Genomic DNA, 26,984 nt, shown 5'->3' with positions numbered 1-26,984 from the left:
TAGGAAATTCCATGGCAAAGCCAGTCGTGATTGTGGTGGGCGCGGACAAGGGCGGGGTCGGCAAGACGACCGTGTCGCGAACGCTCCTGGATTATTTCAGCGCCAACAACGTCCCGACCCGGGCGTTCGACACCGAGTCGCCGCGCGGCACGCTGATGCGCTTCCACCCCGACATCACCCAGATCGTCGATATGACGACGACCTCGGACCAGATGAAGATTTTCGACACGCTCAATGCCGGGACCTCGGTGACCGTGATCGACGTCCGCGCCGGACTGCTGTCGCCGGCGCTGGCCTCGCTCCGCGACATCGGCTTTCTCGATGCCGCCAAGGCCGGCCAGATTACCTTTGCCGTGTTCCATATCCTGGGCCCCTCGATCGCCTCGCTGGACGAAATCGCCGAGACCGCCAATTTCATGCAGGGCGCCAAATACTACCTGGTGAAGAACTTCATCAACGACACCCAGTTCTTCCAGTGGGACCAGGCGACCTACAATTCCTATTTCCACCGCATCAAGGACGCCACCGAGCTCACGATCCCCAAGCTCAACGAAATGGCCTATGAGCAGGTCGAGGTCTCCTCGGTGCCGTTCCTCAAATTCGTCGCCAACAAGGGCACCAACGACGAGGCCGCGAACTATTCGTTCGTGCTCCGCGGCTATGTCCGGCACTGGCTCGCCAATGTCTGGAGCGAGTTCGACCGCATCAAGCTGACCGACCTGGTCGGCGGCGGCAGCGGCAAATCGAGCAGCCGCAGCGGCGAAAAATAATCGCGCCAGGTGCGCGATGGGGCTGGATTAGGCGGAAAAATCGCCTGATATAGCGCCTGATGAGCCCCACGTCCGTCTACATCATCTGCTCGCCCCGCCCGCTGGTTGGCAAGACGCTGATCGCGCGGCTGCTCAGCGAATTCCTGCTGTTGAAGAACGGCACGGTGATCTCCTTCGATATCAATCTGAAGGAGCCCTCGCTGCTGGAATATCTGCCGCGCACCACCGAGACGGCCGACGTCATCGACACCTTCGGCAAGATGCAGCTGATGGACCGCCTGATCGTCAATGACAGTGTCGCCAAGGTCATCGACCTCGGTTTCCACGCCTTCGACGAGTTCTTCAAGATGACCGATGAGATCGGCTTCATGAAGGAAGCCGTGCGCCGCGGCGTCGCGCCGGTGATCCTGTTCGTGGCCGATACCGACCGCGCCTCGGCCACGGCCTACAACATGCTGAAACAGCAAATTCCTGCGAATGCCCTGATCGCGATCGACAATGAGCACGTGGTGCGCGGCGAATTGCCCGCCGCGATGGAACGGGGACGCGTGCTGCGGATATCGGCACTGCCGGTGTTCCTGAAGACCTATATCGACCGGCTGACCTTCTCCTTCACGGGCTATCTGCGCCAGGAGAAGGATTCCTCGACCGAACTGCATCAATGGATCCGCAGGAACTACACCAGTTTTCGGGAGCTGGAACTCAGCCTGATTCTGCAGCGGTCGTGAAGCCGACCAAATAATATTACCCGGATAATATTGACGCAGGCCCGTCGGACTGGTACCGCCTCCCCGACAGCAAATCTCCCTGCGCGAGGCCTCTCCCGTGACATCAGACAGAAAAGCCGCCATCGCCGCCTACAAGGAGCGGAAGACCATCGCGGGGATTTACGTGATCCGCAGCAAGGCCTCGGCCGAGCAATGGGTCGGTCAGGCCCCTGACCTCGAAAAGATCCAGAACCGGATCTGGTTTTCGCTGCGCCAGGGCAGCCACACCTGCCGCAGCCTGCAGGCGGCGTGGACCACGCATGGGCCCGAAAATCTGACCTTCGAGGAATGCGAGCGGCTGGAAGAGGACGAAACGCCCTACATCAGGGACGCGCTGTTGAAGGAGCGCCTGAAATACTGGCGCACGCAACTCGGCGCCCAGGCGGTCTAGCCGTCGTCCCGGCGAAGGCCGGGACCCATACCGCGTTGCTCTCGCGATCAAGGCAGGATGGCTGACGCCCTCTTCTAACAATTGCCGACGGTGGCTATGGGTCCGGGCCTTCGCCGGGACGACATGGGAGAGAGTTTCAATTGAAAAAACTCAATGCCCTTCGAACGCCATCAGCGTTCGCACCGGCACGTCCATTGCCCGCAGCTTGTCGGCGCCGCCCAGCTCAGGCAGATCGATGATGAAGCAGGCCGCGACCACATTGGCGCCGATCTGGCGCAGCAGCTTCACCGCGCCCTCCGCGGTGCCGCCGGTGGCGATGAGATCGTCGACCAGGATGACGCGCTCGCCGGGCTGCACGGCGTCGGCATGCATCTCCATTTCATCGAGGCCGTATTCCAGCGAATAGGCGATCCGCACGGTGGTGTGCGGCAGCTTGCCTTTCTTGCGGATCGGCACGAAGCCGGCGGAGACCTGATGCGCCACCGCGCCGCCGAGGATGAAGCCCCTCGCCTCGATGCCGGCGACCTTGTCGACCTTGCTGCCGGCCCAGGGCTGCACCAGTTCATCGACCGAGCGGCGGAACGCGCGCGCATCCGCGAGCAGCGTGGTGATGTCGCGGAACAGGATGCCCTTCTTCGGGTAATCCGGAATAGTGCGGACGGTGGCCTTCAGGTCATGCTCAAACGTCATCGGTGTCTCTTTTCAATGCTGTCTCGCCGTCATTGCGAGCGAAGCGAAGCAATCCATGGCGCGGCAAAGCAAGTATGGATTGCTTCGTCGCAAGTGCTCCTCGCAATGACGGCCCCCACTCAAACCGCCGTAACATGCAGCCGGAACGCGTTCTCGACAATACGTAAACCCACCTCCCCGCCGAGCGACATCAGCGATTCCGGGTGAAACTGCACGCCGCCGACCGGCAGGGTCTTGTGTTCGATCGCCATCGCAACCCCGTCCTCGGTGGTTGCGGTGACCTGCAACATGTCGGGAACGCTGTCGCGCTCGACATAGAGCGAGTGATATCGGCCGATCACGATCTCATTGGGCAGGTTCTGCATCAGCCGACCGCCCCGCACCTGGACCCGCGACGGCCGGCCGTGCGCGGGCTGACCGAGTTGCCCGAGCTGGCCGCCGAAATATTCGCCAATTGCCTGGACGCCGAGGCAGACGCCGAAGATCGGCAGCTTCTTCTCCAGCGCCGTTCCAATGGTTTTCGAGATCCCGAAATCCTCGGGCCGGCCCGGACCCGGCGACAGCACCAGCAGATCCCAGTTCTTCTGGTTCAGCATCTGCTGCGCATGAACGTGCCGGACCACGGTTACGGACGCACCGACCTGCCGGAAATAATCCGCCAGCATGTGCACAAAACTGTCGTCGTGATCGATCAACAGCACCTTCTTGCCCGAACCGGTGGCATCCGGCGCGAACGCCGACAGCGGCTTCGGCGGATCGCCGCGCAGCGCCTGGAACAGGGCGGCCGCCTTGACCTGGCATTCCCTGTCTTCGGCGGCGGGATCCGAATCGAACAGACAGGTCGCGCCGACGCGCACTTCGGCGAGTCCGTCCTTCATCCGGATGGTGCGGATGGTAAGCCCGGTGTTGATGCTGCCGTCGAAATTCACAGCACCAATGGCGCCGGCATACCAGCGCCGGGACGAGCGCTCATTGTCCTCGACGAACTGCATCGCCCATAATTTCGGCGCACCGGTCACCGTCACCGCCCAGGCGTGGGTCATGAACGCATCGAGCGAGTCGAAGCCGGGGCGAAGAATGCCTTCGACATGGTCGACGGTGTGAAACAGCTTTGAGTAGGTCTCGATCTGGCGCCGCGCCAGCACCTTGATGGTGCCGGGCACGCAGACGCGCGCCTTGTCATTGCGGTCGACGTCGGTGCACATGTTGAGCTCGAATTCGTCTTTTTCCGAATTCAGCAATTGCCGGATTTGCTCGGCATCGCCGATCGCGTCGACACCGCGCGCGATGGTGCCCGAGATCGGGCAGGTCTCGACCCGCCGTCCGTCGGAGCGCACGAACATTTCCGGGGAAGCTGCGACGAGAAACTCACCCTCGCCGAGATTCATCAGCGCGCCATAGGGCGACGGGTTGATGCGGCAGAGCCGCTGGAACACTTCGGCCGGCGAACGCTCGCACGGCTCGGCGAACAACTGCCCCGGCACCGCCTCGAAGAGATCGCCGCGCGCGAACGCGGCGCGTGCGGTCTCCACCGTCGCCTGGTATTCGCCGGGCGCGTGATCGGCAAAACCCTGCCGCGGCGTCTTGGCGTAGACGCTTTCGGCGGTGTCGCGCGAAAGGCCGGCGGTGGATTTGCCGTTCCAGCTGAAATCGTAACTCAGCACCACGCCGCGGCCGGTGGCGCGGTCATAGGCCAAGAGACGATCCGGCACATACAGCACGATGTCGCGCTGGTCGGCCTCGCGCGCGCGCTTCTGCACGAGGTCCTCGATCTGGAATACGAGGTCGTAAGCGAAGGCGCCGAACAGGCCGAGCAGCGGATCGTCATTGGCGGTGAAGCTCGCGACGAGATCGCGCACCAGCGACATCACGCTGGCGCGGCGGGTGCGCTGGTCTTCATCGACAGGCGCGGGGCCCCGGATGATATGGCCGGCGAGACGCGACGCGCTCTGCTCGGTGACGACGACGCAAGGCTCGCGCAGGACGTCGCCGAGAAAGGCGATCAGCACCTCGCCGCGCCCGTTCAGCGCGCTAAGCGCAAAATTCGCGCCCTCGGTTTCCAGCATCAGCGGCGGGTCGGAAAAGCCAAGGTCAAAGCTCTCGTAGCGGCCCGGCACCGTGGTGCCCGAAGACAGCACCACGCCACGGCGGCGGTCGAGCAGGTCGATCAGGTCATCGAGCCGCTTGGCGTCGCCGGAAAATTGCTCGACGGTGCGCGAGATCGCCAGACCGCTGGCGGTCCGGTATTCGCTGTGCTCGGGCAGGGAGAAGACGGTCCTGTTCATGTGATCCTCTTACGAAACTTGGTGAGGGAACGCCACACAGGACAAACGAAGGGCAAATAAACAAAACCGCCGGTCGCACTGCGATGGCGACCTTCGACGATTGTTAAAATGAAATCGCACCGGCCACCTCTTTAAGAGGTGCGCCACCAAAGACGGGATGGGCGGACGGCGGTGCTCATGGCGCTTAATCACCATCCGCCGCGATCGATGTCAAGGGAGGCCCCGGGTGCCCTGGCCTGCCCATGCCTGGCCCGCCGGCCATCTTTTGGGGTTTGAAACGGCCAAAATCCGCGTAGCATCCGGCCCAAGCGGCGGCGGCAACAACGCCCGAAAACAACAAGCAGGCGGAGGCAAGGGATGGCATTGCTGGGTCTGGGATACGCGGGCTTCGGATCGGATGCGCTGGAGGACTGGCGCCAGTTCGGGACCTCCCTGGTCGGCCTGCAGGCGGTCGAGCGCGGCAACTCGCTGCTGGCCTTCCGGATGGACGACCGCAAGCAGCGCATCGTCATCGACCGCGCGATGGGCGAAGGCGCGCGCTTCTTCGGCTGGGAAGTCGCCGACGCGGCGGCGTTGGACCAGCTTGCAGCCCGGCTCGAACAAGCCGGCGTCAATGTCACGGCCGAGCCAAAGACGCTGGCCGATGCCCGGCGCGTGCGCGGCCTGATCTCGTTTCGCGATCCCGGCGGCAACCGGCTCGAGGCGTTTTACGGCGCCGAGATCGACGAGACGCCGTTCAGTCCGGGCCGCTCGATCTCGGGTTTTCGCACCGGTCCGCTCGGTCTCGGACACGCGGTGCTGACCGTCGAGCACATCGATCCGATGATGGCGTTCTATGTCGACGTGCTCGGCTTCGGGCTTTCCGACTACATCGAAAAGCCGTTCCGCGCCTATTTCTTTCACGTCAACGCGCGGCATCACAGCCTGGCGCTGATCGAGACCGGCAGGAACGGCATGCATCATCTGATGGTGGAATTGTACTCGCTCGACGATGTCGGGCAATCCTACGACATCGCGATGATGCAGCCGGAGCGCGTCGGCGTCACGCTCGGCCGTCACACCAATGATTTCATGACCTCGTTCTACGCCAAGACGCCTTCGTCCTTCATGATCGAATGCGGCTGGGGCGGCCGCGAGATCGATCCCGCGACATGGCAGCCGGTTGAAATGCATCACGGCCCAAGCCTGTGGGGGCACGAGCGCGTCTGGCTGCCGCCGAAAGACCGCGAGACCGCGCGCGAGATGCGAATGCAAGCCGCGACCGAAGGCCTGCGCGCGCCGGTGCAGGTGATGGAAGGCAATTACCAGCTGATGTCGGGCACGTGTGCGTGGTGGGACGGGGTGAAGCAGTAGCCGCGCGGTTGACAACATACGTCGTCCCGGCGAACGCCGGGACCCATACGCCGCAGCCCCAGTTGTTGAAAAAGCAAGACAACGATCAGCGAGCAAAACAATTAACGCTGGTGGCTATGGGTCCCGGCGTTCGCCGGGACGACGACGCGGTTGGGACTGCTACCGATAACACCCCTGCTCGATCTCCTCGATCAGGCTCCGCGCCTGAGGCTTCCAGCCGAGTTCTCGCGCTCGCGCCGCACGCACCCGGCTATTGGAGGCCATCGTGTATTCCGCCGTGCCTTCGCCCCATTCGGCGGCCGCCTCTTCGATTGATATCGCCGATGGCGGTCCCGCATAACCCAGCATGCGATTGATGGCTTCACAAACCTCGCGCATGGAATTCTCGCCGTTCTCGGCGAAGAAGAACGCACCAGCCGGCGCCTTCTCGATCGCGAGCGCGTAGAGCCACACCAGATCGTCGATATGCACGTTGGACCAAATATTCTCGCCGGGGCCGGCATGGGCAGCGCCCCCGCGTTTTTTGGCAAGATCGATCAGCAGCGGCACCTGCGTGCTGTGCGGATCAACGCCATGCCCGAGGCCATAGATCAGGCTCGGGCAGATGATGACCGGACGGCAGCCCTGGTCGCGATATGAGAGAATGCGCTCGTTCAACGCGACCCGCGCAGCCCGGGCCGGCACCGGGGTGATCGGCGTATCCTCGTCAAAGACCGCATCGGACCGCTGTCCCTGCGCGCGCGTGCCGACGATGCTTGATCCGGACGTATGGATGAACGGCTTGCCGCTTCCGATGAGCGCGCCAAGCAGGGCATCCACCGCGCCGGGGTGATCGGCACTCGCTGCATTGATGACGATGTCGGCGGCACGCGCCGCCTGCGCCAGGATTTCCACGTCATCCAGTGTTCCCAATAGCGGCTGGATGCCGCGGGCGCGCACCGCATCGGCCTTTTCCCGGGAACGAACCAGGCCGGTGACCTGATGTCCGGCGGCCACGAGATGGGCGGCCACCGATCCGCCGATATAACCCGATGCGCCTGTGCAGAAGATTATCATTCTCACCCTCTGATCTACCGTCATTGCCTGCAACAAACGCGAAGCGCTTGTTGCTCGCAATGACGAGCAAGCATTCTCAGATTACCCCAGATGCTTCCTGAAAAACTCCGTCGCGCGGCCCCAGGCCAGTTCCGCGCATTGCCGGTCGTGCACCGACAGGCGCTGCTCATTGCCAAAACCGTGTTCGGCGTCATAGCGAAACAGCTCCAGCGATTTGCCCGCTTCCTTCATTGCCTTTTCGAAACCGTCCACCAGCGCGGGCGTGCACCAGTCGTCCTTGTTGGCGAAATGGCCCTGCAGCGGAATTTTGACATCCGCCGGTTTCGCCGCCTGCTCCGGCGGGATGCCGTAGAACACGACACCGGCCGTGAGTTCCGGAATTTTGGTGGCGCCGATGATGGTGACGGCGCCGCCGAGACAAAAGCCGGTCAGGCCGACCTTGGCGCCGTTCTTGGCGAGATATTGCGCGGCGCCGCGCACCGTCTGCGTCGTCGCATCCATGAAATCCAGCGAGTTCATCTCTTTGCCGGCGGCGTCGGTGTCGTGATACGGCACCACCGTGCCCTTGTAGAGATCCGGCGCCAGCGCGTCGAAGCCGGCAGCCGCGAAGCGGTCGCACATGCCCTTGATCTGGTCCTGCAGCCCCCACCATTCCTGGATCACGACCACGCCCGGCGCATTGCCGCGCGCGGCATTGGCGAGATAGCCGGCCGCGTCCTTGCCGTCGGGACGCTTGAAAGTGATGCTGGTTCCCATGAGGTCCTCCGTATTTTTTGGGGAGCGATTGGCGGCCATTTTGTCCGCTGTGGGATCAGGAAGCAATCGGTTCCCGTCATTGCCTGCGACAAACGCAGAGCGTTTGCGCAAGGGAGCAAAGCGACGAAGCAATCCATGCTTGCGCTGCGGGACTATGGATTGCTTCGCTACGCTCGCAATGACGAACCCAACAACAAAAAAGCGCCCAGAGGGGGCTTTTCCGAATTGCGATGAACCCAGCGCCTAGTGCGCGTTGGCCCAGACCTTCTTCTTGGTGAAGTAGAGCAGGCCCGTGAGCAGGATCAGGAACACGAACACCTGCAGACCGAGCCGCTTGCGCGCCTCCATGTGCGGTTCCGCGGTCCACATCAGGAACGTGGTGACGTCCTTGGAGTACTGCGCGACGGTGGCCGGCGCACCGTCGTCATACGTCACCTGGCCGTCACTGAGCGGCTTTGGCATCTTGATGGCGTGGCCGGGGAAATACTTGTTGTAGTAGGAACCTTCCGGGAGCGAGAAGCCGGCCGGCGCCTTGTCTTCATAGCCCTGCAGCACGGCCGAAACGTAATCCGGGCCCTGCTCCTGGTATTGGGTGAAGAAGTCGACCAGGAACATCGGGAAGCCGCGCTTGTAGGAACGCGCCTTGGTGATCAGCGACAGATCCGGCGGAAATGCGCCGCCATTGGCGGCACGCGCCGCATTCTCGTTCGGGAACGGCGACGGGAAATAGTCGGCCGGCCGGCCCGGCCGCTCGAACATCTCACCCTTGTCGTCCGGGCCGTCCTTGATCTTGTAATCGGACGCAAACGCTGCCGCCTGCGCCACCGAATAACCGGGACCGCCGGCTTCGGCGAGGTTACGGAAGGCGACGTAGGACAGGCCGTGACAGGACGCACAGACTTCCTTGTAGACCTTCAGGCCGCGCTGCAGCGCGCCACGATCGAACTTGCCCATCGGGCCGGAGAACGACCACTTGTTTCCGGGCGGCGCGACGCCATGGTCCTCAGCGCGTGCGTTCTGCGCACCGCCGACCAGGAGACCGCCGGCGACGACGATCGCGACCACCACTGAGGCCACCTTGCTGCCGTGCTTGGCCAGCACGTCGTCGGCGATCGAGTTCGGCACCGGCCGCGGCGTCTCGATCCGGCTCAAGAGCGGCAGCAGGATCAGGAAATAGGCGAAATACAAGAAGGTCAGGATACGGCCGGCGATCACGTAGATGCCTTCCGGCGGCTGCGAGCCGAGATAGCCGAGCCCGAGGCAGACCACGACGAAGATCCAGAAGAACTGCTTCGCCAGCGGACGATATTTCGAGGAGCGGGTCCGCGCGTTATCGAGCCAGGGCAGGAACGCCAGGATGATGATCGCGCCAAACATCGCCACCACACCGGCGAGCTTGTTCGGGATCGAGCGCAGGATCGCGTAGAACGGCAGATAGTACCATTCGGGCACGATGTGCGCGGGTGTCACGCCGGGATTGGCGGGGATGTAGTTGTCGGCATCGCCGAGATAGTTCGGCATGTAGAAGATGAACCAGGCGAAGAACAGCAGGAAGCAGGAGACGCCGAACGCATCCTTGATGGTCGCGTAGGGCGTGAAAGGCACGGTGTCCTTTTCGGTCTTCGCCTCGACGCCGGCCGGATTGTTCTGGCCCGCAACGTGCAGCGCCCAGACGTGCAGCACGACCACGCCGGCGATCACGAACGGCAAGAGATAGTGCAGCGAGAAGAAGCGGTTCAGCGTCGGGTTGCCGACCGCATAGCCGCCCCACAGCAGCGTCACGATGCTCTCGCCGAAATACGGCACGGCGGAGAACAGATTGGTGATGACGGTGGCGCCCCAGAAGCTCATCTGGCCCCATGGCAGCACATAGCCCATGAAGCCGGTCGCCATCATCAAGAGGTAGATGATGACGCCGAGGATCCAGAGGACTTCGCGCGGCTCCTTGTACGACCCGTAATACAGGCCGCGGAACATGTGGATGTAGACGGCGAAGAAGAACATCGAGGCGCCGCAGGCGTGCATATTGCGCAGCAGCCAGCCGTAATTGACGTCGCGGACGATCAGTTCGATCGACTTGAAGGCCATGTCGGCATGCGGCGTGTAGTGCATCGCCAGGATCACGCCGGTCAGGATCTGCAGGCCCAACATCAGCGAAAGGATGGCGCCGAAGGTCCACCAGTAGTTCAGGTTACGCGGCGTCGGATAGGCCACGAACGAGGAATGGACGAGGCCCATGATCGGGAGACGCCGTTCGATCCACTTCAAGGCGGGATTGGTCGGCTGGAAATCGGATGGTCCGCTCATTGATGCGATCCTGAGGAAGTAAAACGACGCGACGGATTAAGGTCCCGGACGGGCGTCCGGGCCTTAGCCGATCTGGATTTTGGTATCGGAAACGAACGTGTAGGGCGGCACCGGCAGGTTGCTGGGCGCCGGTCCCGAGCGGATGCGGCCCGAGGTGTCGTACACCGAACCGTGGCAGGGGCAGAAGAAGCCGTCGTAACTGCCCTCATGGGCGATCGGGATGCAGCCGAGATGGGTGCAGATGCCGATCACGACCAGCCACTGGTCATGGCCCGCCTTGACGCGTGCCGAGTCGGGCTGCGGATCGGGCAGGCTCGACAGCGACACCTTTTGCGCCTCTTCGATCTGCTTCTTGGTGCGATGGCTGATGTAAATCGGCTTGCCGCGCCAGAACACCTTGATGTCCTGTCCCTCGGCGATCGGCGTCAGATCGACCTCGATCGGCGCACCGGCCGCGATCGTCGCGGCGTCCGGGTTCATCTGGGCAACGAGCGGCCACACTGTGGCGGCGGCGCCTACGGCGGCGACGGCTCCCGTTGCAACAAAAAGGAAATCACGGCGTGTCGGATGGTCCGCCGAAGACGCTGTCGTCACGATTCCAAGCCCTTTCTCATCTGCAGCCAGCGAAACCGCCCCGGAGACGCTGGAATCGCGCCCAAAAGAGGCTGCCGGCGCCCGCGGCCCCCGCGGCGGCAGAAAGACCACTTTTTCCGGCCAATCCGGCGGAACAAGCAGTCCAGAATCGTTCTATTGGCACCCTTGCCGTAAGAGCGCAAGCCCGCTATCGGCTCGCAAGCGTGCAATGCACTAAATCCGCGTCGAGCTGTGATTATTCAGTCATTTCATCAGGGCTTCACAGGCCGCCAACATCATGCAGATAGCGCTTTTCCAGCCCGATATCCCCCAGAACACCGGAACGATTCTGCGCCTGTGCGCGTGCCTGGATGTCGCGGCCCACATTATCGAGCCCGCGGGCTTTCCGGTCTCCGACCGGCGTTTCCGCCGCTCCGGCATGGACTATCTCGACCATGTCGCTATTACACGCCACGACTCATGGTCAAAATTCGAACAATGGCGTAACGACGGGGGTTTCCGGCTGGTCCTGCTTACGACCAAGGGGGCCGGTTCCTATCTGGATTACCACTACCAGCGGGACGACGTCCTGCTGTTCGGGCGGGAATCCGCGGGGGTCCCCGACGAGGTCGCCGGCGTCGCCGATGCGCGGCTGGTGATCCCGATCAAGCCGGGCCTGCGTTCGCTCAACGTCGCGATGGCGGCCGCCATGGCACTAGGCGAGGCGCTGCGGCAAACCGGTTCCAAGGCTTGATCGAGACCTGATGGAGAGATGGTGAGTTACGCGGTCAAAGAGATATTTCTGACCCTCCAGGGCGAAGGCGCGCATGCCGGTCGCGCGGCTGTGTTTTGCCGTTTCGCCGGCTGTAACCTCTGGACTGGCCGAGAACAGGACCGCGCTTCCGCCACGTGCAAATTCTGCGACACCGATTTCGTCGGCACCGACGGCACGCTGGGCGGCCGCTACGCCTCGGCCGATGAGCTCGCCGATACCATCGCCGCGCAATGGACCGGCGCCAACGCCAACCGCTACGTCGTGCTGACCGGCGGCGAGCCGCTGCTGCAGGTGGACACGCCGTTCATCGACGCGCTGCATGCGCGCGGCTTCGAGATCGGCATTGAAACCAACGGCACCATCGAGCCGCCCGAGGGCATGGACTGGGTCTGCGTCAGCCCGAAAGCCGGCTCCGATCTCGTGGTGCGCCGGGGCCACGAACTGAAGCTGGTCTATCCGCAAGCAGGTGCAGCCCCCGAGCAATTCGAAGGTCTCGCCTTCGAGCGCTTCTCGCTGCAGCCGATGGATGGACCCGACGTGACCGCAAATACCGCGCGCGCGATCGACTATTGCCTGCAGCACCCCCAATGGCGACTCAGCCTGCAGACGCACAAGACACTCGGTATCAGGTAGTACTGGCATCAGACAGGATTTGAGCTTTCGCAATGTGGGAACTGACAAAATCGTTTCGCTTCGAGGCCGCGCATTCGCTGCCGGGAACGACCTTCGGCGCTGATAGCGAAGAGATTCACGGCCACTCGTTTCGCGCCGAAGTGAGCATGCGCGGCACGCCCGATCCCGCCACGGGGATGGTGCTCGATCTCGGCCTGCTCGAACGCAGCATGGCGGAGGTCCAGAAGACGCTCGACCACAAGCTCCTCAACAAGGTCGAGGCGCTCGGCCCGCCGACGCTGGAAAACCTGTCCCGCTTCATCTGGGAGCGGGTCCAGCACGCCGGAAAGATCACCCGCGTCAGCGTTCACCGCGACAGCTGCAACGAGAGCTGCACCTATTACGGCCCGCAAGGCTAGACCGATGGACATCGCCGTCATCGAGGATCGCAAGGCACGGGCGCGGGGCTGGTTCGAGACGCTGCGCGACGACATCTGCGCGGCCTTCGAGCGGCTGGAAGACGATGCGCCCGCCTCGCTCTATCCCGGCAGCGCGGGACGCTTCGTGCGCACGCCGTGGGACCGTGCCGACCATACCGGCAAACCCGGTGGTGGCGGCGTGATGTCGATGATGTACGGACGGCTGTTCGAGAAGGTCGGCGTGCATTGCTCGACGGTTCATGGCGAATTCAGCCCCGAATTCCGCTCGCAGATTCCGGGCGCCACCGATGACCCCAGGTTCTGGGCATCCGGCATCTCTGTCATCGCGCATATGCGCAACCCGCACGTTCCCGCCGTGCATATGAACACCCGCTTCGTGGTGACGACGAAGGCGTGGTTCGGCGGCGGCGCCGACCTGACGCCGGTGCTCGACCGGCGCCGCAGCCAGGAAGACGCCGACACGATCGCCTTTCACGCGGCGATGAAGGAGGCCTGCACCGGGCCGAACGGCGTTGCCGATTACGACCGGTACAAGAAATGGTGCGACGAATATTTCTACCTGCCGCATCGCAAGGAAGCCCGCGGCATCGGCGGCATTTTTTATGATCACCACGATTCCGGCGACTGGGATGCCGACCTCGCCTTCACCCAGGACGTCGGCCGCGCCTTCCTGAAAATTTACCCCGAACTGGTACGGAAGAATTTCGGCACCTCCTGGACGCCGGCCGATCGCGAGGAGCAACTGGTGCGCCGCGGACGCTACGTCGAATTCAACCTGCTCTACGATCGCGGCACCACCTTTGGCCTGAAGACCGGCGGCAATGTCGATTCAATCCTGTCGTCGATGCCGCCCGAAGTGAAATGGCCCTGAACAAGATGGCCCTGAACAAGATGACAAAGCTGCCTCGCGCGATGCTGATCGACATGGACGACACCATCCTGTCGGCCTATGGCCGCCCCGAGATCGCCTGGAACAATGTCGCGGCGGAATTTGCCGATGAGTTGGGCTCCATCTCATCGCAACAGGTCGCCGCGGCGATCGTGGAGTCCGGCCGGAAATTCTGGGCCGCGGCCGCAGCCGAATGGCGGCTGAAGCTCGCGGAGGCCCGGCACGTGGTGGTCGGCAACGGATTTGCAGCGCTTGCCGCCGCCGGCCACGCGCCGCTGTCGCCGGATCTGGCGACGCGGCTCGCCAACCGGTTCCATGCCTACCGCGAGGAGGAGATGTTCGTCTTCCCCGGCGCGCACGACGCGATCGACGCGCTGAAGGCACACGGGGTGAAGCTGGCACTGGTGACCAACGGCGCCGCCGGTCCGCAGCGCGCCAAGGTCGAACGGTTCGCGCTGTCGCACAGATTCGATCACATCCAGATCGAGGGCGAGCACGGCTTCGGCAAACCGGAAGAGCGCGCCTATCTGCACGCGATGGAGGCCCTCGGCGTCACCGCGCCCGAGACCTGGATGATCGGCGACAATCTGGAATGGGAAGTCGTGGCGCCGCAGCGCCTCGGCATCTACGCGATCTGGATCGACGTGCACGGCGACGGCCTGCCCGCGGATTCCACGGTCAAGCCCGACCGCATCATCCGCTCACTGAGCGAACTGTTGCCTTAGAGCGTTTTCGAGCGAAGTGGATACCGGTTCGCGTGAAGGAACGCGTCAGAACAAGAGTCTAGACTAGAAGCTTCGGTTCCACCGCTCAAATCTCCACCACGAAAACGGCCGGTCGTGATCCGCCTGTCATGACAGATCGATAGCCTGTTCGTCGCGTCAATCAGCGCGGAGGGAAGATCATGGAATTGAAGCCAGGCGACGTTGTTATTCTGAAATCCGGCGGTCACCCGGTGACGGTGGCCGAGGTCAACGACGACACGGTCGAGTGCCTGTGGATGGGCGGCGAAGGCGATTTGTTTCGCGAAACGCTTCCCAAGGCGGTCCTCGAGCCTGCCGAAATCGATGATGCGGAAGACGATGATCAGGACGAAGACGATCAGGACGAAGACGAGAGCGAAGACGACGAGGATGAGGACGACGACCACAAGAAGAAAAAGAGCAAGAAGGTAGCGTAATAACTCCCCGCGATACCGCCGGGTCGGGATACCCGGCGGCATCGTTTTCCCGGGCATTCCAGCCGACCTTCGAACCGAAGAGAGCTAGCCGAACAGAGACCGCGCGGCGGTTGAGATCATCACCACGCCGCCGGTAATGACGGCGGCATCGAGGATCGCGGTGTGGATATGCACCGGCATGCGCTCGACAAAGGCCTTGGCGAGGAACGCGCCGGGAATCGAGATAGCCCCGATCAGGATTGCAAAGGCGAGCACCTGCGCGGTGACGGCGCCGGCCAGGCCAAACACCGAAATTTTGATGATTGAGGTCGCCACCGAGATCACGGCGTCGGTGGCGATTACGGCTGCGCCTTCGAGGCCGACCGCCATCAGCAGCGACAGCAGGATCACGCCGGAGCCCGAGGTGCCGCCGACCACCACGCCATACCCGACCGCGCCGGCGCCAAGTCCGGCGTCGCTGATCCTGATATCGCGGCCTTTGGCAAAACGGCGCAGCGGCACGCTCAGAATCAGCATGCTGCCGATCACCAGCGCCGCGCCGGCACCGGACAGCCGCGTATAGCCGTAAGCCCCGAGCGCCGTGGTCAGCGCCGCGGCCGATATCACGATCAGCGCGCGGCGGCGGTCGGCATAGCGGACATAGGCGACGAAGCGGCTGATATTGGTGAAGATCGAGGAGATCGCGATGATCGGCACCACCGGCTCGGCGCCGATCAACGGCACCAGCACCAGCGGCATCAGCGCGCCGGTGCCATAGCCGGCGAGGCCGCCGACCACGGAGGCAAACAGCGCCACGCCGGCGACCAGCAACAGCTGGACGATCGAGATGTCGGCAAAGCCTGCGAGAATATTCACGGTTGCCGTTTCACAGCCGGTGGTCGCGGGTGAAACGGGCGACGGTCTGGTCGGCAATGGCCGACAGCGCGGGTTGATCGAGTGGAAAATCCGCCGCCAGCCAGGCGTCCTCCGCCAGCGTCAGCACGTGGCCGAGCGCCGGGCCCTCGGCAATGCCGCGCGCGATGAAATCAGCCGCCTTCAGCGGGAATTTCGGCGCGCTCCAGCGCTGCGGCAGGGTGGCAAACTCACGCCAATAGGCGGCGCGATTGTCAGCGAAGTCTTGGCTCCCTCCTGAGCGCGCCCAGGCCAGCAGCAGCCGGTCGCGATATTGTTCCTCGCCGAGCCGGTAGAGCCGCCGCCGCGCCCTCGCCTCGTCCATGTCGGCGAGCCGCCACCAGCGGTGCCCCATGGAGTCGAGCGCCTTGGCCTCGGCGTTGGTCAGACGCAGCCGCGCCGCGACACGTTTGGCATCCTCGGTTACCGCCACCGAGAGCGCGCCAAGCCTGCGAACCGGGCTCGGCGTCAGCCCCAGCATGTGTTCCGTCGATATCATCGCAGCCAATGGGCCGGTGTAGACAACGCCGCCGAAGATCGCTTGCAGAAGACCGGCATCCCCCATCGCGGTGACGGCAACCAGCGCGCCCTCGGCGATCATGATCTTCAACATTTCCATCCGCACGCGTTCGGCGGAAAGACTGGCCAGTCCCGCACGGCCGCCAATGCAGGCGAGATAGCCGGCGCGGTCGGGCGCGCCAATGCCATAGACGGCGTTCATGCGGAAGAACCGCAGGATACGCAAATAATCCTCGGCGATGCGCTGACCGGCGTCGCCGATGAAACGCACGCGACGGGCAGCGATATCGGCGAGCCCGCCGACATGATCGTGCACGACGCCGTCGGCATCGACGGACAGGCCGTTGATGGTGAAGTCGCGCCGCTCCGCATCGCGAACCCAGTCGCGGCCGAACGCGACCTTGGCCTTGCGGCCAAAGGTCTCGGTATCCTCGCGCAAGGTCGTGACCTCGAACGGCTCGGCGTCGACCACCAGCGTCACGGTGCCATGCTCGATGCCGGTCGGCACGCATTTGATGCCCGCCGCTTTGGCGCGACGCGCCACTTCATCAGGCAGCGCCGTGGTGGCGATGTCGATATCGCCGGGCGGGATGTTCAGAAGCGCATTGCGGACGGCGCCGCCGACCACGCGGGCTTCCTCGTTATTACCGTTGAGCAGAGCGAGCACGCGGGCAGCCGGTCCTGATTTGAGCCAGGGCGTATCGGCGAGCACGCGCACCTCGCTCATTTCCGCGCTCCAGGCTTATCGGTACCCGGAACGAACTTGCCGTTCTCGATATGGGCGGGAACGTAGGTCGAATCCGGCGGCGCACCTCTGAAATGCGCGAGCAGGACGAAACTGACGATCACGAGCAGCAGCGACCCCAGCACGAGCTTGGCGACGAGATGCGCCGGCCAGGAAGATTTTGCCAGCACGCCGGAACGGGTTGCAATCAGGAACAGCGCGTACGCCGCGAACGGGATCAAAAAAATTGCAAGTTCGGTCAATACCGGACGGATCATGCGAGATAAATCCGCTCGTACAATACCCGCAGGATGCCGGCCGTCGCGCCCCAGATGTAACGCTCGGCGAACGGCATCGCGTAATAGGAACGCTCCATGCCGCGGAATTCCTTGGAGTGGATCTGGTGGTTCTCCGGATTCATCAGGAACGCCAGCGGCACCTCGAAGGCGTCGACGACCTCGCCCTCGTTGATGTCAAGTTTGAACCCGGGCTTCACCCGCGCCACCGTCGGCAGGATGCGAAAGCCGAACGCGGTACCATAGAGATCGAGATAGCCGATCGGCTCGATGAAGTCGCGCTTCAGCCCGACTTCCTCGTCGGCCTCGCGCAAGGCAGCATCCATCGGTGAAGCATCGGTCGCATCGATCTTGCCGCCGGGAAACGAGATCTGGCCGGCATGGCTGCTCAGATGCTCCGAGCGCTGCGTCAGCAGCACCGTCGGCTCCGGATGATCCACCACCGGGATCAGCACCGCCGCCGGCCGCACCGGCTGTTCCTGGGCGATGATCTCGAGCATCCGATCATTGCCCTCGTCGCCGGTTCTGGGAATGATATTGGGATCGATCAGGCCGGGCGGGACATCGAAGTTCAGCCGCGCCTTGGTCCGCGCGAAGAATTCCGCCGAGCTGACCGCAGCCGGTTCCATCTTCTTCAGCATCGGCTCGTTCAAAGCGCGTCCCTCACCTGCTTCGCATCGGCCATCGCGAAGAATTCGCCGCCGGATTCGATTCCGAACATTGGCTGTCCATCGACCACCCGCTCTTCCCCCATGTCAACCAGATCGTAATAGAGCGCGCGGGTGACCTTGGCCCAGAGATCGCTGCGCACGTGAAGATAGGGCGTGAGCCCGCCGTCGGCGGCCATCTCGAACCGCAACCGGTGCCCGCCGTCGCAGGGCACCCAATCGTCCACATTGGTGCGGAAGCGCAGCAGGCGGCCACCACCCTCGCTTTGCTCGTTCTGCATTTCGACCGCCAGGAACGGCGCATCGTCGACACGGATGCCAACCTTTTCTACCGGGGTCACGAGAAAGTGCTTGCCGTCCTCGCGCTTCAAGATGGTCGAAAACAGCCGCACCAGCGCCGGCCGCCCGATTGGCGTGCCCATGTAGAACCACGTGCCATCGCCGGCGATTCGCATGTCGAGATCGCCGCAAAACGGCGGATTCCACAGATGCACCGGCGGCAGGCCGCGTCCGGCGGGGCTGGCTTTTGCCGCATCGGTCGCTGCGGCGGTCAGCCCTTCGAGACCGGTGTTTTCACGGCCTGGTTTGCTGGTTTGCCCTTGCTTCGCCATTGTTTGCCTTAAAGCTTCTGCGGCTCAATCTGGCACGATTGGTGCACGTCCGAGAGACGTGAGCGGGAACAATATTCTCGCCATATCGTGATGCCGTTCATACCCCCATATACCGATAATGTGGGGATAGTTTAATTCAGCGAATACACGGCCTTTGCGCAGGTTTAGCATGAGGTTCGTGGCATGACGACGCATTCGGCGGGGTCATGAAGCGGTGAAGGAGATGGATATGCCTGGCGCAGATGGTGTCGAAAAGCTCGAGGACGCAATCGTCCGTTCGGCCGAACAAGTCGCCGGCCAGATCAAGGCCGCGAAAGAAGCCATCTCCACCGTCATTTTCGGCCAGGAACGGGTGATCGAAAACACCCTGGTGACGATCCTGTCCGGCGGTCATGCGCTCCTGATCGGCGTCCCGGGCCTCGCCAAGACCAAGCTGGTCGAAACCCTCGGTATCACGCTCGGTCTCGATGCCAAGCGCATCCAGTTCACGCCTGACCTGATGCCGTCGGACATTCTCGGCGCCGAAGTGCTGGACGAGAGCAACTCCGGAAAACGCTCGTTCCGCTTCATCTCGGGCCCGGTATTCGCGCAGCTTCTGATGGCCGACGAAATCAACCGTGCCAGCCCGCGCACCCAGTCGGCCCTGCTGCAAGCCATGCAGGAACAGCACATTACCGTTGCAGGCGCGCGGCACGATCTGCCCAAGCCGTTCCATGTGCTCGCGACCCAGAACCCGCTGGAACAGGAAGGCACCTATCCGCTGCCAGAAGCCCAGCTCGACCGCTTCCTGATGGAGATCGACGTCGACTATCCCGACCGCGACGCCGAGCGCCGCATCCTGTTCGAGACCACCGGCGCGGATGAGACGCTCGCCAAGGCCTCCATGAACGCGGAGATCCTGATCACCGCCCAGCGGCTTGTGCGCCGCCTGCCGGTCGGCGACAGCGTGGTCGAGGCCATTCTTTCGCTGGTGCGGGCCGCGCGTCCCAATCCGGATGGCGAGAGCGAGAAGCTGATCGCCTGGGGCCCCGGTCCGCGCGCCAGCCAGTCGCTGATGCTGGCGGTCCGCGCCCGCGCGCTGCTCGACGGCCGTCTCGCGCCCTCGATCGACGATGTGCTCGACCTTGCCGAACCGGTGCTCAAACACCGCATGGCGCTGACATTCTCGGCGCGCGCGGAAGGCCGCACCATTCCTGACGTAATCAGGCAATTGAAGACGCGGATTGGTTGATGGCCGCAGAGACCAAGCACGCCAACGGGGAGATCACAGCAATCCGACGTGCCGATGGCGAAAGCCGTACGCTCGCCGCATCGCTGCCGCGTCTCGTGCTTGAAGCCCGCCGCATCGCCGCCAACGTCATTCACGGCCTGCACGGCCGCCGCCGCGCCGGCTCCGGCGAAAGTTTCTGGCAATACCGCCGCTTCGTCTCCGGCGAGCCGTCGCAGAACGTCGACTGGCGCCGCTCGGCGCGCGACGATCATCTTTATGTCCGCGAGCAGGAATGGGAGGCCGCGCACACCGTATGGGTGTGGCCCGACCGCTCGCCCTCGATGGCCTTTGCCTCGAAGCAGGCGCGCGACAGCAAGCTGGAGCGCGGCCTGATCGTGACCTTCGCGCTGGCTGAACTTCTGGTCGCCGGCGGCGAGCGCGTTGGCATCCCCGGCCTGATGAACCCGACCGCCAGCCGCAGCGTCATCGACAAGATGGCGCAGGCGATGCTGCATGACGATGCCGCGCGCGCGAGCCTGCCGCCGTCGTTCATCCCGTCGGCGCTGGCCGAGATCGTGGTGCTGTCGGATTTCTGGTCGCCGATGAGCGAAATACGCACCATGCTCGCGGGCCTGTCGGCTTCCGGCGCGCATGGCACGCTGATCCAGATCGTCGATCCCGCCGAAGAGACCTTTCCCTATTCCGGACGCGTCGAGTTCGTCGAACCGGAAAGCGGCGGCGTCATCACCGCCGGCCGCGCCGAGAGCTGGGCCAGCGACTATGTCGCGCGCGTGGCGCTGCATCGCGACGAGATCCGGGGCGAGACCAACAAGCTCGACTGGCTGTTTTCAACCCATACCACCAGCCGCTCCGCGGCCGAGCTATTGTTGTTCCTGCACTCGGGCATGATGGTGAGCAAGGGCACGGCGCGTTCCTCGACCGTCAAAGCGGGGCGAAGCGCATGATCGCGGGCCTGCCCCTCTCCTTTGCACAACCGCTGCTGCTGCTGGGTCTCTTGTCCCTTCCGGTGCTGTGGTGGCTGCTGCGGGTGATGCCGCCGCGGCCGAGACGGATCGAATTTCCGCCGACGCGGCTGCTGTTCGACATCAAGCCCAAGGAGGAAACCCCGTCGCGGACGCCGTGGTGGCTGACGCTGCTGCGCCTGACCGCAGCAGCCCTGGTGATCCTCGCCGCCGCTGGTCCGATCTGGAATCCACAGACCGCCGCCGGCGGCAGCAGGGCGCCGCTGGTGATCCTGCTCGATGACGGCTGGAGCGCAGCCTCGAGCTGGGAAACGAGGATCAAGGCCGCCGACGAATTGATCGCCAACGCCGACAACGACCGCCGCGGCGTCGCGCTGGTACCATTGTCCGAGCCGGCGCGCGACGTCACGCTGATGCCGGGGGGCACGGCCCGCGTCGCGTTGCGCCAGCTGGCGCCAAAGCCCTATTCGATCGAGCGCGTCGAAACGCTCGCCGCACTCGATCGCTTCCTCAAGACCACCGGCGATGCCGAACTCGTCTGGCTATCCGACGGCGTCGACACCGGGCGCGGCGCCGAATTTTTGGAGGCGCTGGCCAAGACGGTCGGCGACCGCACGCTGACGATCTATGAAGGCGGCGCATCCCCAGCCCTGGCGCTGGTCGCCGCCGAGAACGCCGCGGCGAAGATGACGGTGAAAGTACTGCGCACCAACAGCGGCATTGCCGCCGGCGTGGTGCGTGCGATCGACGCCAAGGGTTCGCCGATCGGCGAGGCCCGTTATGCGTTCGGACCGCAGGACCGCGAAGCCGAAGCCGCGTTCGAGCTGCCGGTCGAGTTGCGCAACGACATCTCGCGGCTGGAAATCGCCGGCGAGCGATCCGCCGGCGCCGTGCAGCTGCTCGACAAGCGATGGCGGCGGCGCGCGATCGGTGTCGTCACGGGCGCCACCAGCGACACCGCGCAGCCGCTGCTCGCCTCGACCTTCTATCTCACCCGCGCGCTGTCGCCGTTCGCCGACGTGCGGCTCGGCGACCGCGGCGCGCCGCAGCAGGTGATCGGACAGTTTCTCGATCAACGGCTGCCGATGATCGTGCTGGCCGATGTCGGCACGCTGTCGCCGGAAATCCGCGAACGCCTCAACGCCTGGATCGCCCAGGGCGGCGTGCTGGTGCGTTTCGCAGGTCCCCGTCTCGCTCAGGCCGATGACGATCTGGTGCCGGTCAAACTGCGCCGCGGCGGCCGCAGCCTTGGCGGCAGCCTGACCTGGGAAAAGCCGCAGCATATGGCCTCGTTCGCCGCCGACGGCCCGTTCGCGGGCTTGCAGGTACCGAAGGACGTCACCGTCAACCGCCAGGTTCTGGCTGAACCAGATGCCGTGCTGGCAACCAAGAGCTGGGCCTCGCTGGAAGACGGCACACCGCTGGTAACCGGCGAACATCGCGGCAAGGGCATCCTCAGCCTGTTCCATGTCGGCGCCGACTCGCGCTGGTCCGACCTGCCGATGTCCGGCAGCTTCGTCGAGATGCTGCGGCGGCTGGTCGACACGTCCGGCTACACGCAAAAGCCGGGCGCGGGCGTCGCCAGGGAAGCGACCAATGTCGAGACCGTGGCGCCGCTGCGCACGCTCGATGGCTTTGGCGCATTCGGCCCGCCGCCCTCCACCGCCAAGCCGATGCCGGCCGATTATCGCGACCGCGCCACCGCGGATCATCCGCCGGGCTTCTATGGCGCGGCCGAAGGTCCGATCGCCGTCAACACGCTGGCCTCAGCCGATCGTATCGCAGCACTCGACACGACGTCGCTGCGGGCCCGCCGCGCCAGCTATACCAACGCCGAACCGCGCGATCTGCGCGGCATCCTGTTGTCGTCATCGCTGGCACTGTTCCTGATCGATGCGATCGTGGTCGCCATGCTCGGAGCGGGCCTTGCGGCGCTGTGGCGGCGGCGTGCCGCACCCGCAGCATTGGTGTTGGCGATGATCCTGGCCGCGACATCGATCGCGCCCTCGCCGCTGCGCGCCGCCGACAATGACGATTTTGCGATCAAGTCGGTCTCGCAGACGCGCCTCGCCTATGTCGTGACCGGCAATGCCGACGTCGATTCCATCGTCAAGTCAGGCCTATCGGGACTGACCCTGTTTCTCGCCCAGCGCACCGCGCTGGAAGCCGGCGATCCCGTCGGCATCGATCCCGCGCGCGACGAGCTGGCGTTCTTCCCGCTGATCTACTGGCCGGTGGTACCGGGTGCGCCAAAACCGCCGCAGGACGCCATCAACCGCATCGACGCCTATATGAAGCAGGGCGGCACGGTCGTGTTCGACACCCGCGACGCCATCGAGGCGCCGCCGGGCGAAAACGGCGCATCGCAGACGCCGGGCATGCGCACCTTGCGCGAGATTCTCTCCTCGCTCGATGTGCCCGAGCTCGAACCGGTGCCGCGCGAGCACGTGCTGACGAAAACGTTTTATCTGCTGCGGGATTTTCCGGGCCGGTTCAACTCGGGCCAGACCTGGGTTGAAACCCTGCCGCGCGAGGATGACGACGAAGCCGCATCGCGGCCCGCGCGCGGCGGCGACGGCGTCTCGCCGATCATCATCACCTCGAACGATCTTGCGGGGGCCTGGGCGATCCGGCCCGACGGCCAGCCGATGCTGCCGCTGACGCCGAGCGAGCCGCGCCAGCGCGAATTCGCCTTCCGCGCCGGCGTCAACATCGTGATGTACACGCTGACCGGCAACTACAAGGCCGACCAGGTGCACGCGCCTGCCCTCATCGAACGGCTGGGGCAATAACGGCATGCAGTACGGCATCGCGTTCACCCCCCTCGTCCCCAGCCTCGTGCTGTGGATCGCGCTGGCCGCAATCGTCGCGATATCCGTGCTGCTGCTGATCGGCCGTGCGCGGGGCGCCGCGGTGCGCGTCACCGCGCTGGCGCTGATCTTGCTCGCGCTCGCCAACCCCTCTTTCACCCGCGAAGACCGTGAGCCGTTGTCGTCGGTCGCCGCCGTGGTCATCGACAAGAGCCCGAGCCAGAATTTCGGGACCCGCAATCAGGAGACGGCGAAGGTCCAGGAGGCCCTGGTCGACAGCCTCAAGAAGGTCAAGGGACTGGAAGTGCGTGTCGTCGAGGCCGGACAGGCCGACGGCGAAACCGACGGCACCAAACTGTTCGGCGCGTTGTCGTCGGCGCTGGCGGATGTTCCCGTCGATCGCGTCGCCGGCGCCTTCCTGATCACCGACGGCCGGGTCCACGACATTCCGGCCAACGCCGCGGCGTTGGGCTTCCAGGCGCCGGTGCATGCGCTGGTCACCGGCCGCAAGGACGAGCGCGACCGCCGCATCGCGATTTCAGCCGCCCCAAGATTTGGCATCGTCGGCCAGCCCCAGACCATCACCTACCGGCTGGACGACCAGGGCGTCACCGGCCAGCGCGCCAGGATCGTGGTGCGCCGCGACGGCGAAGTGATCAACGAACGCACGTTGCAGAGCGGCCAGACCGCCAATGTCGAGATCGACATCAAGCATGCCGGTCCCAATATCGTCGAGATCGAAGCCTCGCCGCTGGAAAACGAGCTGACGCTGGTCAACAACCGCGCCGTCGTCGCGATCGATGGCGTGCGCGACAAGCTGAGGGTGCTGCTGGTCTCGGGCGAACCGCATTCCGGCGAGCGCACCTGGCGCAATTTGTTGAAGTCGGACGCCAGCGTCGACCTCGTGCACTTCACCATTCTGCGTCCGCCGGAGAAGCAGGACGGCACGCCGATCAACGAACTGTCACTGATCGCGTTTCCGACCCGTGAATTGTTCCAGCAGAAGATCAACGAATTCCAGTTGATTATCTTCGATCGCTACGCCCGCCAGGGCGTGCTGCCGATCGCCTATTTCGACAACATCGCACGCTATGTACGGGCCGGCGGTGCCGTGCTGGTGTCGGCCGGGCCCGATTACGCCTCGACCACCAGCATCTGGCGCACGCCGCTGGATTCGGTTTTGCCGGCCGAACCCGTCGGCGTTACCGAGAAGCCGTTTTATGCGCACTTAAGCGACATCGGTAAGCGCCATCCGGTGACGCGCGGCCTCGAAGGCTCCGCCAGCGAGCCGCCGCGCTGGAGCCGGTTCTTCCGCACCGTGGAGACGCGCAACGCCATCACGCCACCGGTCATGACCGGTGCCGACGGCAAGCCGCTGCTGCTGCTGTCGCGCTTCGGCGAGGGCCGCGTCGCGCTGCTGCTGTCTGACCATATCTGGCTGTGGGCGCGCGGCTATGAAGGCGGCGGCCCGCATCTCGATCTCTTGCGGCGGATGTCGCATTGGCTGATGAAGCAACCTGATCTGGATGAAGAGGCACTGCGCCTGCAGATCCAGGGCAAGGACCTCGTGGTGTTGCGGCAGACCATGGCCGACAACGTCGCACCCGTAACGGTGACCTCGCCGAGCGGCGCCACGCGCGAATTGACGCTGAGCGCGAGCGATCCCGGCACCTGGCGTTCGACCCTACCGGCGAGCGAACTCGGCCTGTGGCAGGCGACCGACGGCACGCTGAAGGCGCTGATCAATGTCGGCCCGACCAACCCGAGGGAATTTTCCGAAGTCACTTCGACGATCGAAATGCTCAAGCCGCTGGCGCAAGCGACCGGCGGCGACGCGCGACGCGTGATCGACGGATCAAGCATCGATCTGCCCCGCATCGTGCCGGTGCGCTCCACCAGCATCTTCCGCGGCGACGGCTGGATAGGCGTGAAGATGCGCGACGCCAGCGTCGTCAAGGGCGTCGGCGTGCTGCCGATGTTCGCCGGCCTGATCGGCTTGCTGCTGCTGCTCGGCGCTTTCGCGGCGACGTGGGTGCGCGAGGGGCGCTAGACGCGGCTGCCAAACAGCTAGGCGGCCTCATCGGCACGTCGCCATCTGGGGAACGGGTCGGTTAGACCCACCCATTCCTCGATGTGCATTCCCGACTTCCCCGCAACAAGGCATGCATCGAGACGTGCCTTGATAAGCTCCTGGTCCATGTCAGTACCAATGAAGACGATCTCCTGGCGGCGGTCGCCATAAACATCGTTCCAGTTCTTCTTGAGCGACTGCCGCCAGAACGGATCGTCCGGCCAGCGGTCAGCCGGCACGTTGGCCCACCAAAATCCCAGGCCTTCGGTTCGGACAATCGCGCCGGCCTGACTCAGTTCACCCAGCCATTGCGGACGCGTGGCGATCCAGAAATGGCCCTTTGCCCGGATGACTCCGACCCAGCTTTCTCTCAGGAATTGATGAAACTTCGCCGGCTCGAACGGTCGACGCGCGCGATAGACGAAGCTGCCGACGCCGTATTGTTCGGTCTCCGGCATATGGTCGGCAAAGCCGTACAGTTCCTTGAACCAGAGCGGATGTTGTTGCGCCCGCTCGAAATCGAAGCGCCCGGTGTTGAGAATGCGCTCGAAGGGCGCATTGGCAAAGTTGGTCTCCACGATGTCGGCGGCAGGGTTCAGCGCGCGGATGATCTTGCGAGCGGCTTCCAACTGTTCTTTGGAAGCATCGCTGATCTTGTTGAGCACGACAACATCGGCGAATTCGATCTGCTCAACCAGCAGATCCACCATCGTCCGCTTATCGTCATCGCCGAGCGATTCGCCGCGATCCCGGATGAAGTCGGTTGAGGAATAATCGCGCAGCAAGTTTACCGCATCGACCACCGTCACCATGGTGTCGAGCACCGCCACATCGGAAAGGCTGTCGCCTTCTTCGGTGCGGAAATCGAACGTCGCCGCGACTGGAAGCGGTTCCGAAATGCCGGTCGATTCGATCAGGAGGTAATCGAACCGGTTGCTCTCGGCGAGCCCACGAATTTCCTTCAAGAGATCGTCCCGAAGCGTGCAGCAAATGCACCCATTGGTCATTTCGACCAGCTTTTCATCCGTCCGCGACAGGTTCGCACCGCCATCGCGCACGAGGTCGGCGTCGATGTTCACCTAGCTCATGTCGTTCACAATCACCGCCACTTTCAGGCCGTGACGGTTGTTCAGCACGTGGTTCAGCAAAGTTGTCTTTCCAGCCCCGAGGAAGCCGGACAAGACGGTGACGGGGAGTTTTCGCATGGAGATCAAAGAGCCTGTTCAGTGCGCGGAACCCCAAACGAGGACGACGAGGCATGGGGTGATCCGTATATGTAATGTTATAACATAACAATCCGAACCCGGTTCTGCTGTCAACCCGGAAAATCGAGGTCGCTGTGCGGCTGGCTTGCGAC

The 26,984-nt window shown here is 64.0% G+C and carries 25 protein-coding genes and 1 pseudogene; 14 read left to right on the top strand and 12 right to left on the bottom strand.

Annotation, left to right across the window (positions count from 1 at the left end; all coding sequences use genetic code 11):
* The first annotated feature begins 11 nt into the window (after positions 1–11).
* The 3 genes from JQ567_RS19245 to JQ567_RS19235 all read left to right on the top strand — a co-directional run bounded on the left by JQ567_RS19245 (position 12) and on the right by JQ567_RS19235 (position 1,928).
* Positions 12–770, top strand: coding sequence for a hypothetical protein (locus JQ567_RS19245; protein WP_212440277.1), 759 nt, complete (start codon positions 12–14; stop codon positions 768–770).
* A gap of 59 nt (positions 771–829) precedes the next feature.
* The gene (locus tag JQ567_RS19240) at positions 830–1,498 is read left to right on the top strand and encodes a hypothetical protein (RefSeq protein WP_212412313.1); all 669 of its coding nucleotides are present in this window, start codon (positions 830–832) and stop codon (positions 1,496–1,498) included.
* Between the two features lie 97 nt (positions 1,499–1,595).
* Positions 1,596–1,928, top strand: coding sequence for a GIY-YIG nuclease family protein (locus JQ567_RS19235; RefSeq protein ID WP_212440276.1), 333 nt, complete (start codon positions 1,596–1,598; stop codon positions 1,926–1,928).
* A gap of 150 nt (positions 1,929–2,078) precedes the next feature.
* Here JQ567_RS19235 and JQ567_RS19230 read toward each other — a convergent pair whose 3' ends face one another.
* The gene (locus JQ567_RS19230; RefSeq protein WP_212440275.1) at positions 2,079–2,618 is read right to left on the bottom strand and encodes an adenine phosphoribosyltransferase; all 540 of its coding nucleotides are present in this window, start codon (positions 2,616–2,618) and stop codon (positions 2,079–2,081) included.
* A gap of 119 nt (positions 2,619–2,737) precedes the next feature.
* Positions 2,738–4,903 (bottom strand): anthranilate synthase component I, encoded by a 2,166-nt coding sequence (locus tag JQ567_RS19225; RefSeq protein WP_212440274.1) that lies wholly within the window; start codon positions 4,901–4,903, stop codon positions 2,738–2,740.
* A gap of 357 nt (positions 4,904–5,260) precedes the next feature.
* Between JQ567_RS19225 and JQ567_RS19220 the strand changes: the two genes are divergently transcribed.
* Positions 5,261–6,256 carry a VOC family protein gene (locus JQ567_RS19220; RefSeq protein ID WP_212440273.1) on the top strand — a complete coding sequence of 332 codons (996 nt, stop codon included), beginning with the start codon at positions 5,261–5,263 and terminating at the stop codon, positions 6,254–6,256.
* Between the two features lie 159 nt (positions 6,257–6,415).
* On the opposite strand, the gene JQ567_RS19215 is transcribed toward JQ567_RS19220, so the two are convergent.
* The 4 genes from JQ567_RS19215 to petA form a co-directional block, all read right to left on the bottom strand.
* Complete coding sequence (locus JQ567_RS19215; protein ID WP_212440272.1) at positions 6,416–7,312, bottom strand: NAD-dependent epimerase/dehydratase family protein; 897 nt, start codon at positions 7,310–7,312, stop codon at positions 6,416–6,418.
* A gap of 81 nt (positions 7,313–7,393) precedes the next feature.
* The gene (locus JQ567_RS19210; RefSeq protein ID WP_211999025.1) at positions 7,394–8,068 is read right to left on the bottom strand and encodes a dienelactone hydrolase family protein; all 675 of its coding nucleotides are present in this window, start codon (positions 8,066–8,068) and stop codon (positions 7,394–7,396) included.
* 243 nt (positions 8,069–8,311) lie between these two features.
* The gene (locus JQ567_RS19205) at positions 8,312–10,375 is read right to left on the bottom strand and encodes a cytochrome c1 (RefSeq protein WP_212440271.1); all 2,064 of its coding nucleotides are present in this window, start codon (positions 10,373–10,375) and stop codon (positions 8,312–8,314) included.
* 63 nt (positions 10,376–10,438) lie between these two features.
* Positions 10,439–10,969 carry a ubiquinol-cytochrome c reductase iron-sulfur subunit gene (gene petA / locus JQ567_RS19200; RefSeq protein ID WP_212440270.1) on the bottom strand — a complete coding sequence of 177 codons (531 nt, stop codon included), beginning with the start codon at positions 10,967–10,969 and terminating at the stop codon, positions 10,439–10,441.
* 277 nt (positions 10,970–11,246) lie between these two features.
* On the opposite strand from petA, the gene JQ567_RS19195 reads away from it, so the two are divergent.
* The 6 genes from JQ567_RS19195 (at position 11,247) to JQ567_RS19170 (ending at position 14,844) form a co-directional block, all read left to right on the top strand.
* Positions 11,247–11,702, top strand: coding sequence for a tRNA (cytidine(34)-2'-O)-methyltransferase (locus tag JQ567_RS19195; protein WP_212440269.1), 456 nt, complete (start codon positions 11,247–11,249; stop codon positions 11,700–11,702).
* A 21-nt stretch (positions 11,703–11,723) separates the two neighbouring features.
* Positions 11,724–12,356 (top strand): 7-carboxy-7-deazaguanine synthase, encoded by a 633-nt coding sequence (queE, locus tag JQ567_RS19190; RefSeq protein WP_212440268.1) that lies wholly within the window; start codon positions 11,724–11,726, stop codon positions 12,354–12,356.
* A 32-nt stretch (positions 12,357–12,388) separates the two neighbouring features.
* Positions 12,389–12,754: a 6-carboxytetrahydropterin synthase gene (locus JQ567_RS19185; RefSeq protein ID WP_212033225.1), complete on the top strand. Its 366-nt coding sequence runs from the start codon at positions 12,389–12,391 to the stop codon at positions 12,752–12,754.
* Positions 12,755–12,758: 4 nt separating this feature from the next.
* Entirely contained in the window at positions 12,759–13,646 is an 888-nt protein-coding gene (gene hemF / locus JQ567_RS19180) for an oxygen-dependent coproporphyrinogen oxidase (protein ID WP_212440267.1), read from the top strand.
* Positions 13,647–13,651: 5 nt separating this feature from the next.
* Positions 13,652–14,389, top strand: coding sequence for an HAD family hydrolase (locus JQ567_RS19175; RefSeq protein WP_212440325.1), 738 nt, complete (start codon positions 13,652–13,654; stop codon positions 14,387–14,389).
* Positions 14,390–14,568: 179 nt separating this feature from the next.
* Positions 14,569–14,844, top strand: coding sequence for a YodC family protein (locus JQ567_RS19170; protein WP_212440266.1), 276 nt, complete (start codon positions 14,569–14,571; stop codon positions 14,842–14,844).
* An 84-nt stretch (positions 14,845–14,928) separates the two neighbouring features.
* On the opposite strand, the gene JQ567_RS19165 is transcribed toward JQ567_RS19170, so the two are convergent.
* Genes JQ567_RS19165 through JQ567_RS19145 form a run of 5 tightly spaced genes read right to left on the bottom strand, consistent with a single transcriptional unit; the run spans position 14,929 to position 18,553 of the window.
* Complete coding sequence (locus JQ567_RS19165; protein ID WP_212440265.1) at positions 14,929–15,699, bottom strand: TSUP family transporter; 771 nt, start codon at positions 15,697–15,699, stop codon at positions 14,929–14,931.
* 10 nt (positions 15,700–15,709) lie between these two features.
* A complete protein-coding gene (locus tag JQ567_RS19160; protein ID WP_212440264.1) occupies positions 15,710–16,981 on the bottom strand; it encodes a CCA tRNA nucleotidyltransferase in 1,272 nt (423 codons plus the stop codon).
* Positions 16,978–17,256, bottom strand: coding sequence for a DUF6111 family protein (locus JQ567_RS19155; RefSeq protein ID WP_212440263.1), 279 nt, complete (start codon positions 17,254–17,256; stop codon positions 16,978–16,980). Before JQ567_RS19155 ends, JQ567_RS19160 begins: the two co-directional genes overlap by 4 nt.
* Complete coding sequence (locus JQ567_RS19150; RefSeq protein ID WP_409363616.1) at positions 17,253–17,915, bottom strand: CoA pyrophosphatase; 663 nt, start codon at positions 17,913–17,915, stop codon at positions 17,253–17,255. Before JQ567_RS19150 ends, JQ567_RS19155 begins: the two co-directional genes overlap by 4 nt.
* 8 nt (positions 17,916–17,923) lie before the next feature.
* Positions 17,924–18,553, bottom strand: a complete 630-nt coding sequence (locus JQ567_RS19145; protein ID WP_212440261.1) for a DUF1285 domain-containing protein — start codon at positions 18,551–18,553, stop codon at positions 17,924–17,926.
* 229 nt (positions 18,554–18,782) lie between these two features.
* Between JQ567_RS19145 and JQ567_RS19140 the strand changes: the two genes are divergently transcribed.
* From JQ567_RS19140 to JQ567_RS19125, 4 genes are read left to right on the top strand one after another with little or no spacing between them, the layout of a single operon-like run.
* Entirely contained in the window at positions 18,783–19,784 is a 1,002-nt protein-coding gene (locus JQ567_RS19140) for a MoxR family ATPase (RefSeq protein ID WP_212033218.1), read from the top strand.
* On the top strand, positions 19,784–20,728 hold the full coding sequence (locus JQ567_RS19135; protein ID WP_212440260.1) for a DUF58 domain-containing protein: 945 nt from the start codon (positions 19,784–19,786) through the stop codon (positions 20,726–20,728). Before JQ567_RS19140 ends, JQ567_RS19135 begins: the two co-directional genes overlap by 1 nt.
* Complete coding sequence (locus JQ567_RS19130; RefSeq protein WP_212440324.1) at positions 20,728–23,538, top strand: DUF4159 domain-containing protein; 2,811 nt, start codon at positions 20,728–20,730, stop codon at positions 23,536–23,538. The genes JQ567_RS19135 and JQ567_RS19130 overlap by 1 nt, the downstream gene beginning before the upstream one ends.
* Before the next feature lie 4 nt (positions 23,539–23,542).
* On the top strand, positions 23,543–25,606 hold the full coding sequence (locus tag JQ567_RS19125) for a hypothetical protein (protein WP_212440259.1): 2,064 nt from the start codon (positions 23,543–23,545) through the stop codon (positions 25,604–25,606).
* 17 nt (positions 25,607–25,623) lie between these two features.
* Here the strand turns inward: JQ567_RS19125 and zigA are convergent.
* Positions 25,624–26,832 (bottom strand): annotated as a pseudogene (zigA, locus tag JQ567_RS19120) (zinc metallochaperone GTPase ZigA).
* Positions 26,833–26,984: the final 152 nt, after the last annotated feature.

The organism is Bradyrhizobium sp. AUGA SZCCT0431 (assembly GCF_018131065.1).
In the GTDB taxonomy this organism is placed as follows: Bacteria; Pseudomonadota; Alphaproteobacteria; order Rhizobiales; family Xanthobacteraceae; genus Bradyrhizobium.
Note: the sequence above shows the minus strand (reverse complement) of the source record. Positions and strands in the feature narration are given on the sequence as shown.

Bases quoted from the DNA above. Each gene is read 5' to 3' on its own strand.
- JQ567_RS19245 (WP_212440277.1), top strand. From the start codon at position 12: ATGGCAAAGCCAGTCGTGATTGTGGTGGGCGCGGACAAGGGCGGGGTC.
- JQ567_RS19240 (WP_212412313.1), top strand. From the start codon at position 830: ATGAGCCCCACGTCCGTCTACATCATCTGCTCGCCCCGCCCGCTGGTT.
- JQ567_RS19230 (WP_212440275.1), bottom strand. From the start codon at position 2,618: ATGACGTTTGAGCATGACCTGAAGGCCACCGTCCGCACTATTCCGGAT.
- JQ567_RS19225 (WP_212440274.1), bottom strand. From the start codon at position 4,903: ATGAACAGGACCGTCTTCTCCCTGCCCGAGCACAGCGAATACCGGACC.
- JQ567_RS19220 (WP_212440273.1), top strand. From the start codon at position 5,261: ATGGCATTGCTGGGTCTGGGATACGCGGGCTTCGGATCGGATGCGCTG.
- JQ567_RS19215 (WP_212440272.1), bottom strand. From the start codon at position 7,312: ATGATAATCTTCTGCACAGGCGCATCGGGTTATATCGGCGGATCGGTG.
- JQ567_RS19210 (WP_211999025.1), bottom strand. From the start codon at position 8,068: ATGGGAACCAGCATCACTTTCAAGCGTCCCGACGGCAAGGACGCGGCC.
- JQ567_RS19205 (WP_212440271.1), bottom strand. From the start codon at position 10,375: ATGAGCGGACCATCCGATTTCCAGCCGACCAATCCCGCCTTGAAGTGG.
- JQ567_RS19195 (WP_212440269.1), top strand. From the start codon at position 11,247: ATGCAGATAGCGCTTTTCCAGCCCGATATCCCCCAGAACACCGGAACG.
- JQ567_RS19185 (WP_212033225.1), top strand. From the start codon at position 12,389: ATGTGGGAACTGACAAAATCGTTTCGCTTCGAGGCCGCGCATTCGCTG.
- hemF (WP_212440267.1), top strand. From the start codon at position 12,759: ATGGACATCGCCGTCATCGAGGATCGCAAGGCACGGGCGCGGGGCTGG.
- JQ567_RS19175 (WP_212440325.1), top strand. From the start codon at position 13,652: ATGGCCCTGAACAAGATGACAAAGCTGCCTCGCGCGATGCTGATCGAC.
- JQ567_RS19170 (WP_212440266.1), top strand. From the start codon at position 14,569: ATGGAATTGAAGCCAGGCGACGTTGTTATTCTGAAATCCGGCGGTCAC.
- JQ567_RS19160 (WP_212440264.1), bottom strand. From the start codon at position 16,981: ATGAGCGAGGTGCGCGTGCTCGCCGATACGCCCTGGCTCAAATCAGGA.
- JQ567_RS19155 (WP_212440263.1), bottom strand. From the start codon at position 17,256: ATGATCCGTCCGGTATTGACCGAACTTGCAATTTTTTTGATCCCGTTC.
- JQ567_RS19150 (WP_409363616.1), bottom strand. From the start codon at position 17,915: ATGCTGAAGAAGATGGAACCGGCTGCGGTCAGCTCGGCGGAATTCTTC.
- JQ567_RS19145 (WP_212440261.1), bottom strand. From the start codon at position 18,553: ATGGCGAAGCAAGGGCAAACCAGCAAACCAGGCCGTGAAAACACCGGT.
- JQ567_RS19140 (WP_212033218.1), top strand. From the start codon at position 18,783: ATGCCTGGCGCAGATGGTGTCGAAAAGCTCGAGGACGCAATCGTCCGT.
- JQ567_RS19135 (WP_212440260.1), top strand. From the start codon at position 19,784: ATGGCCGCAGAGACCAAGCACGCCAACGGGGAGATCACAGCAATCCGA.
- JQ567_RS19125 (WP_212440259.1), top strand. From the start codon at position 23,543: ATGCAGTACGGCATCGCGTTCACCCCCCTCGTCCCCAGCCTCGTGCTG.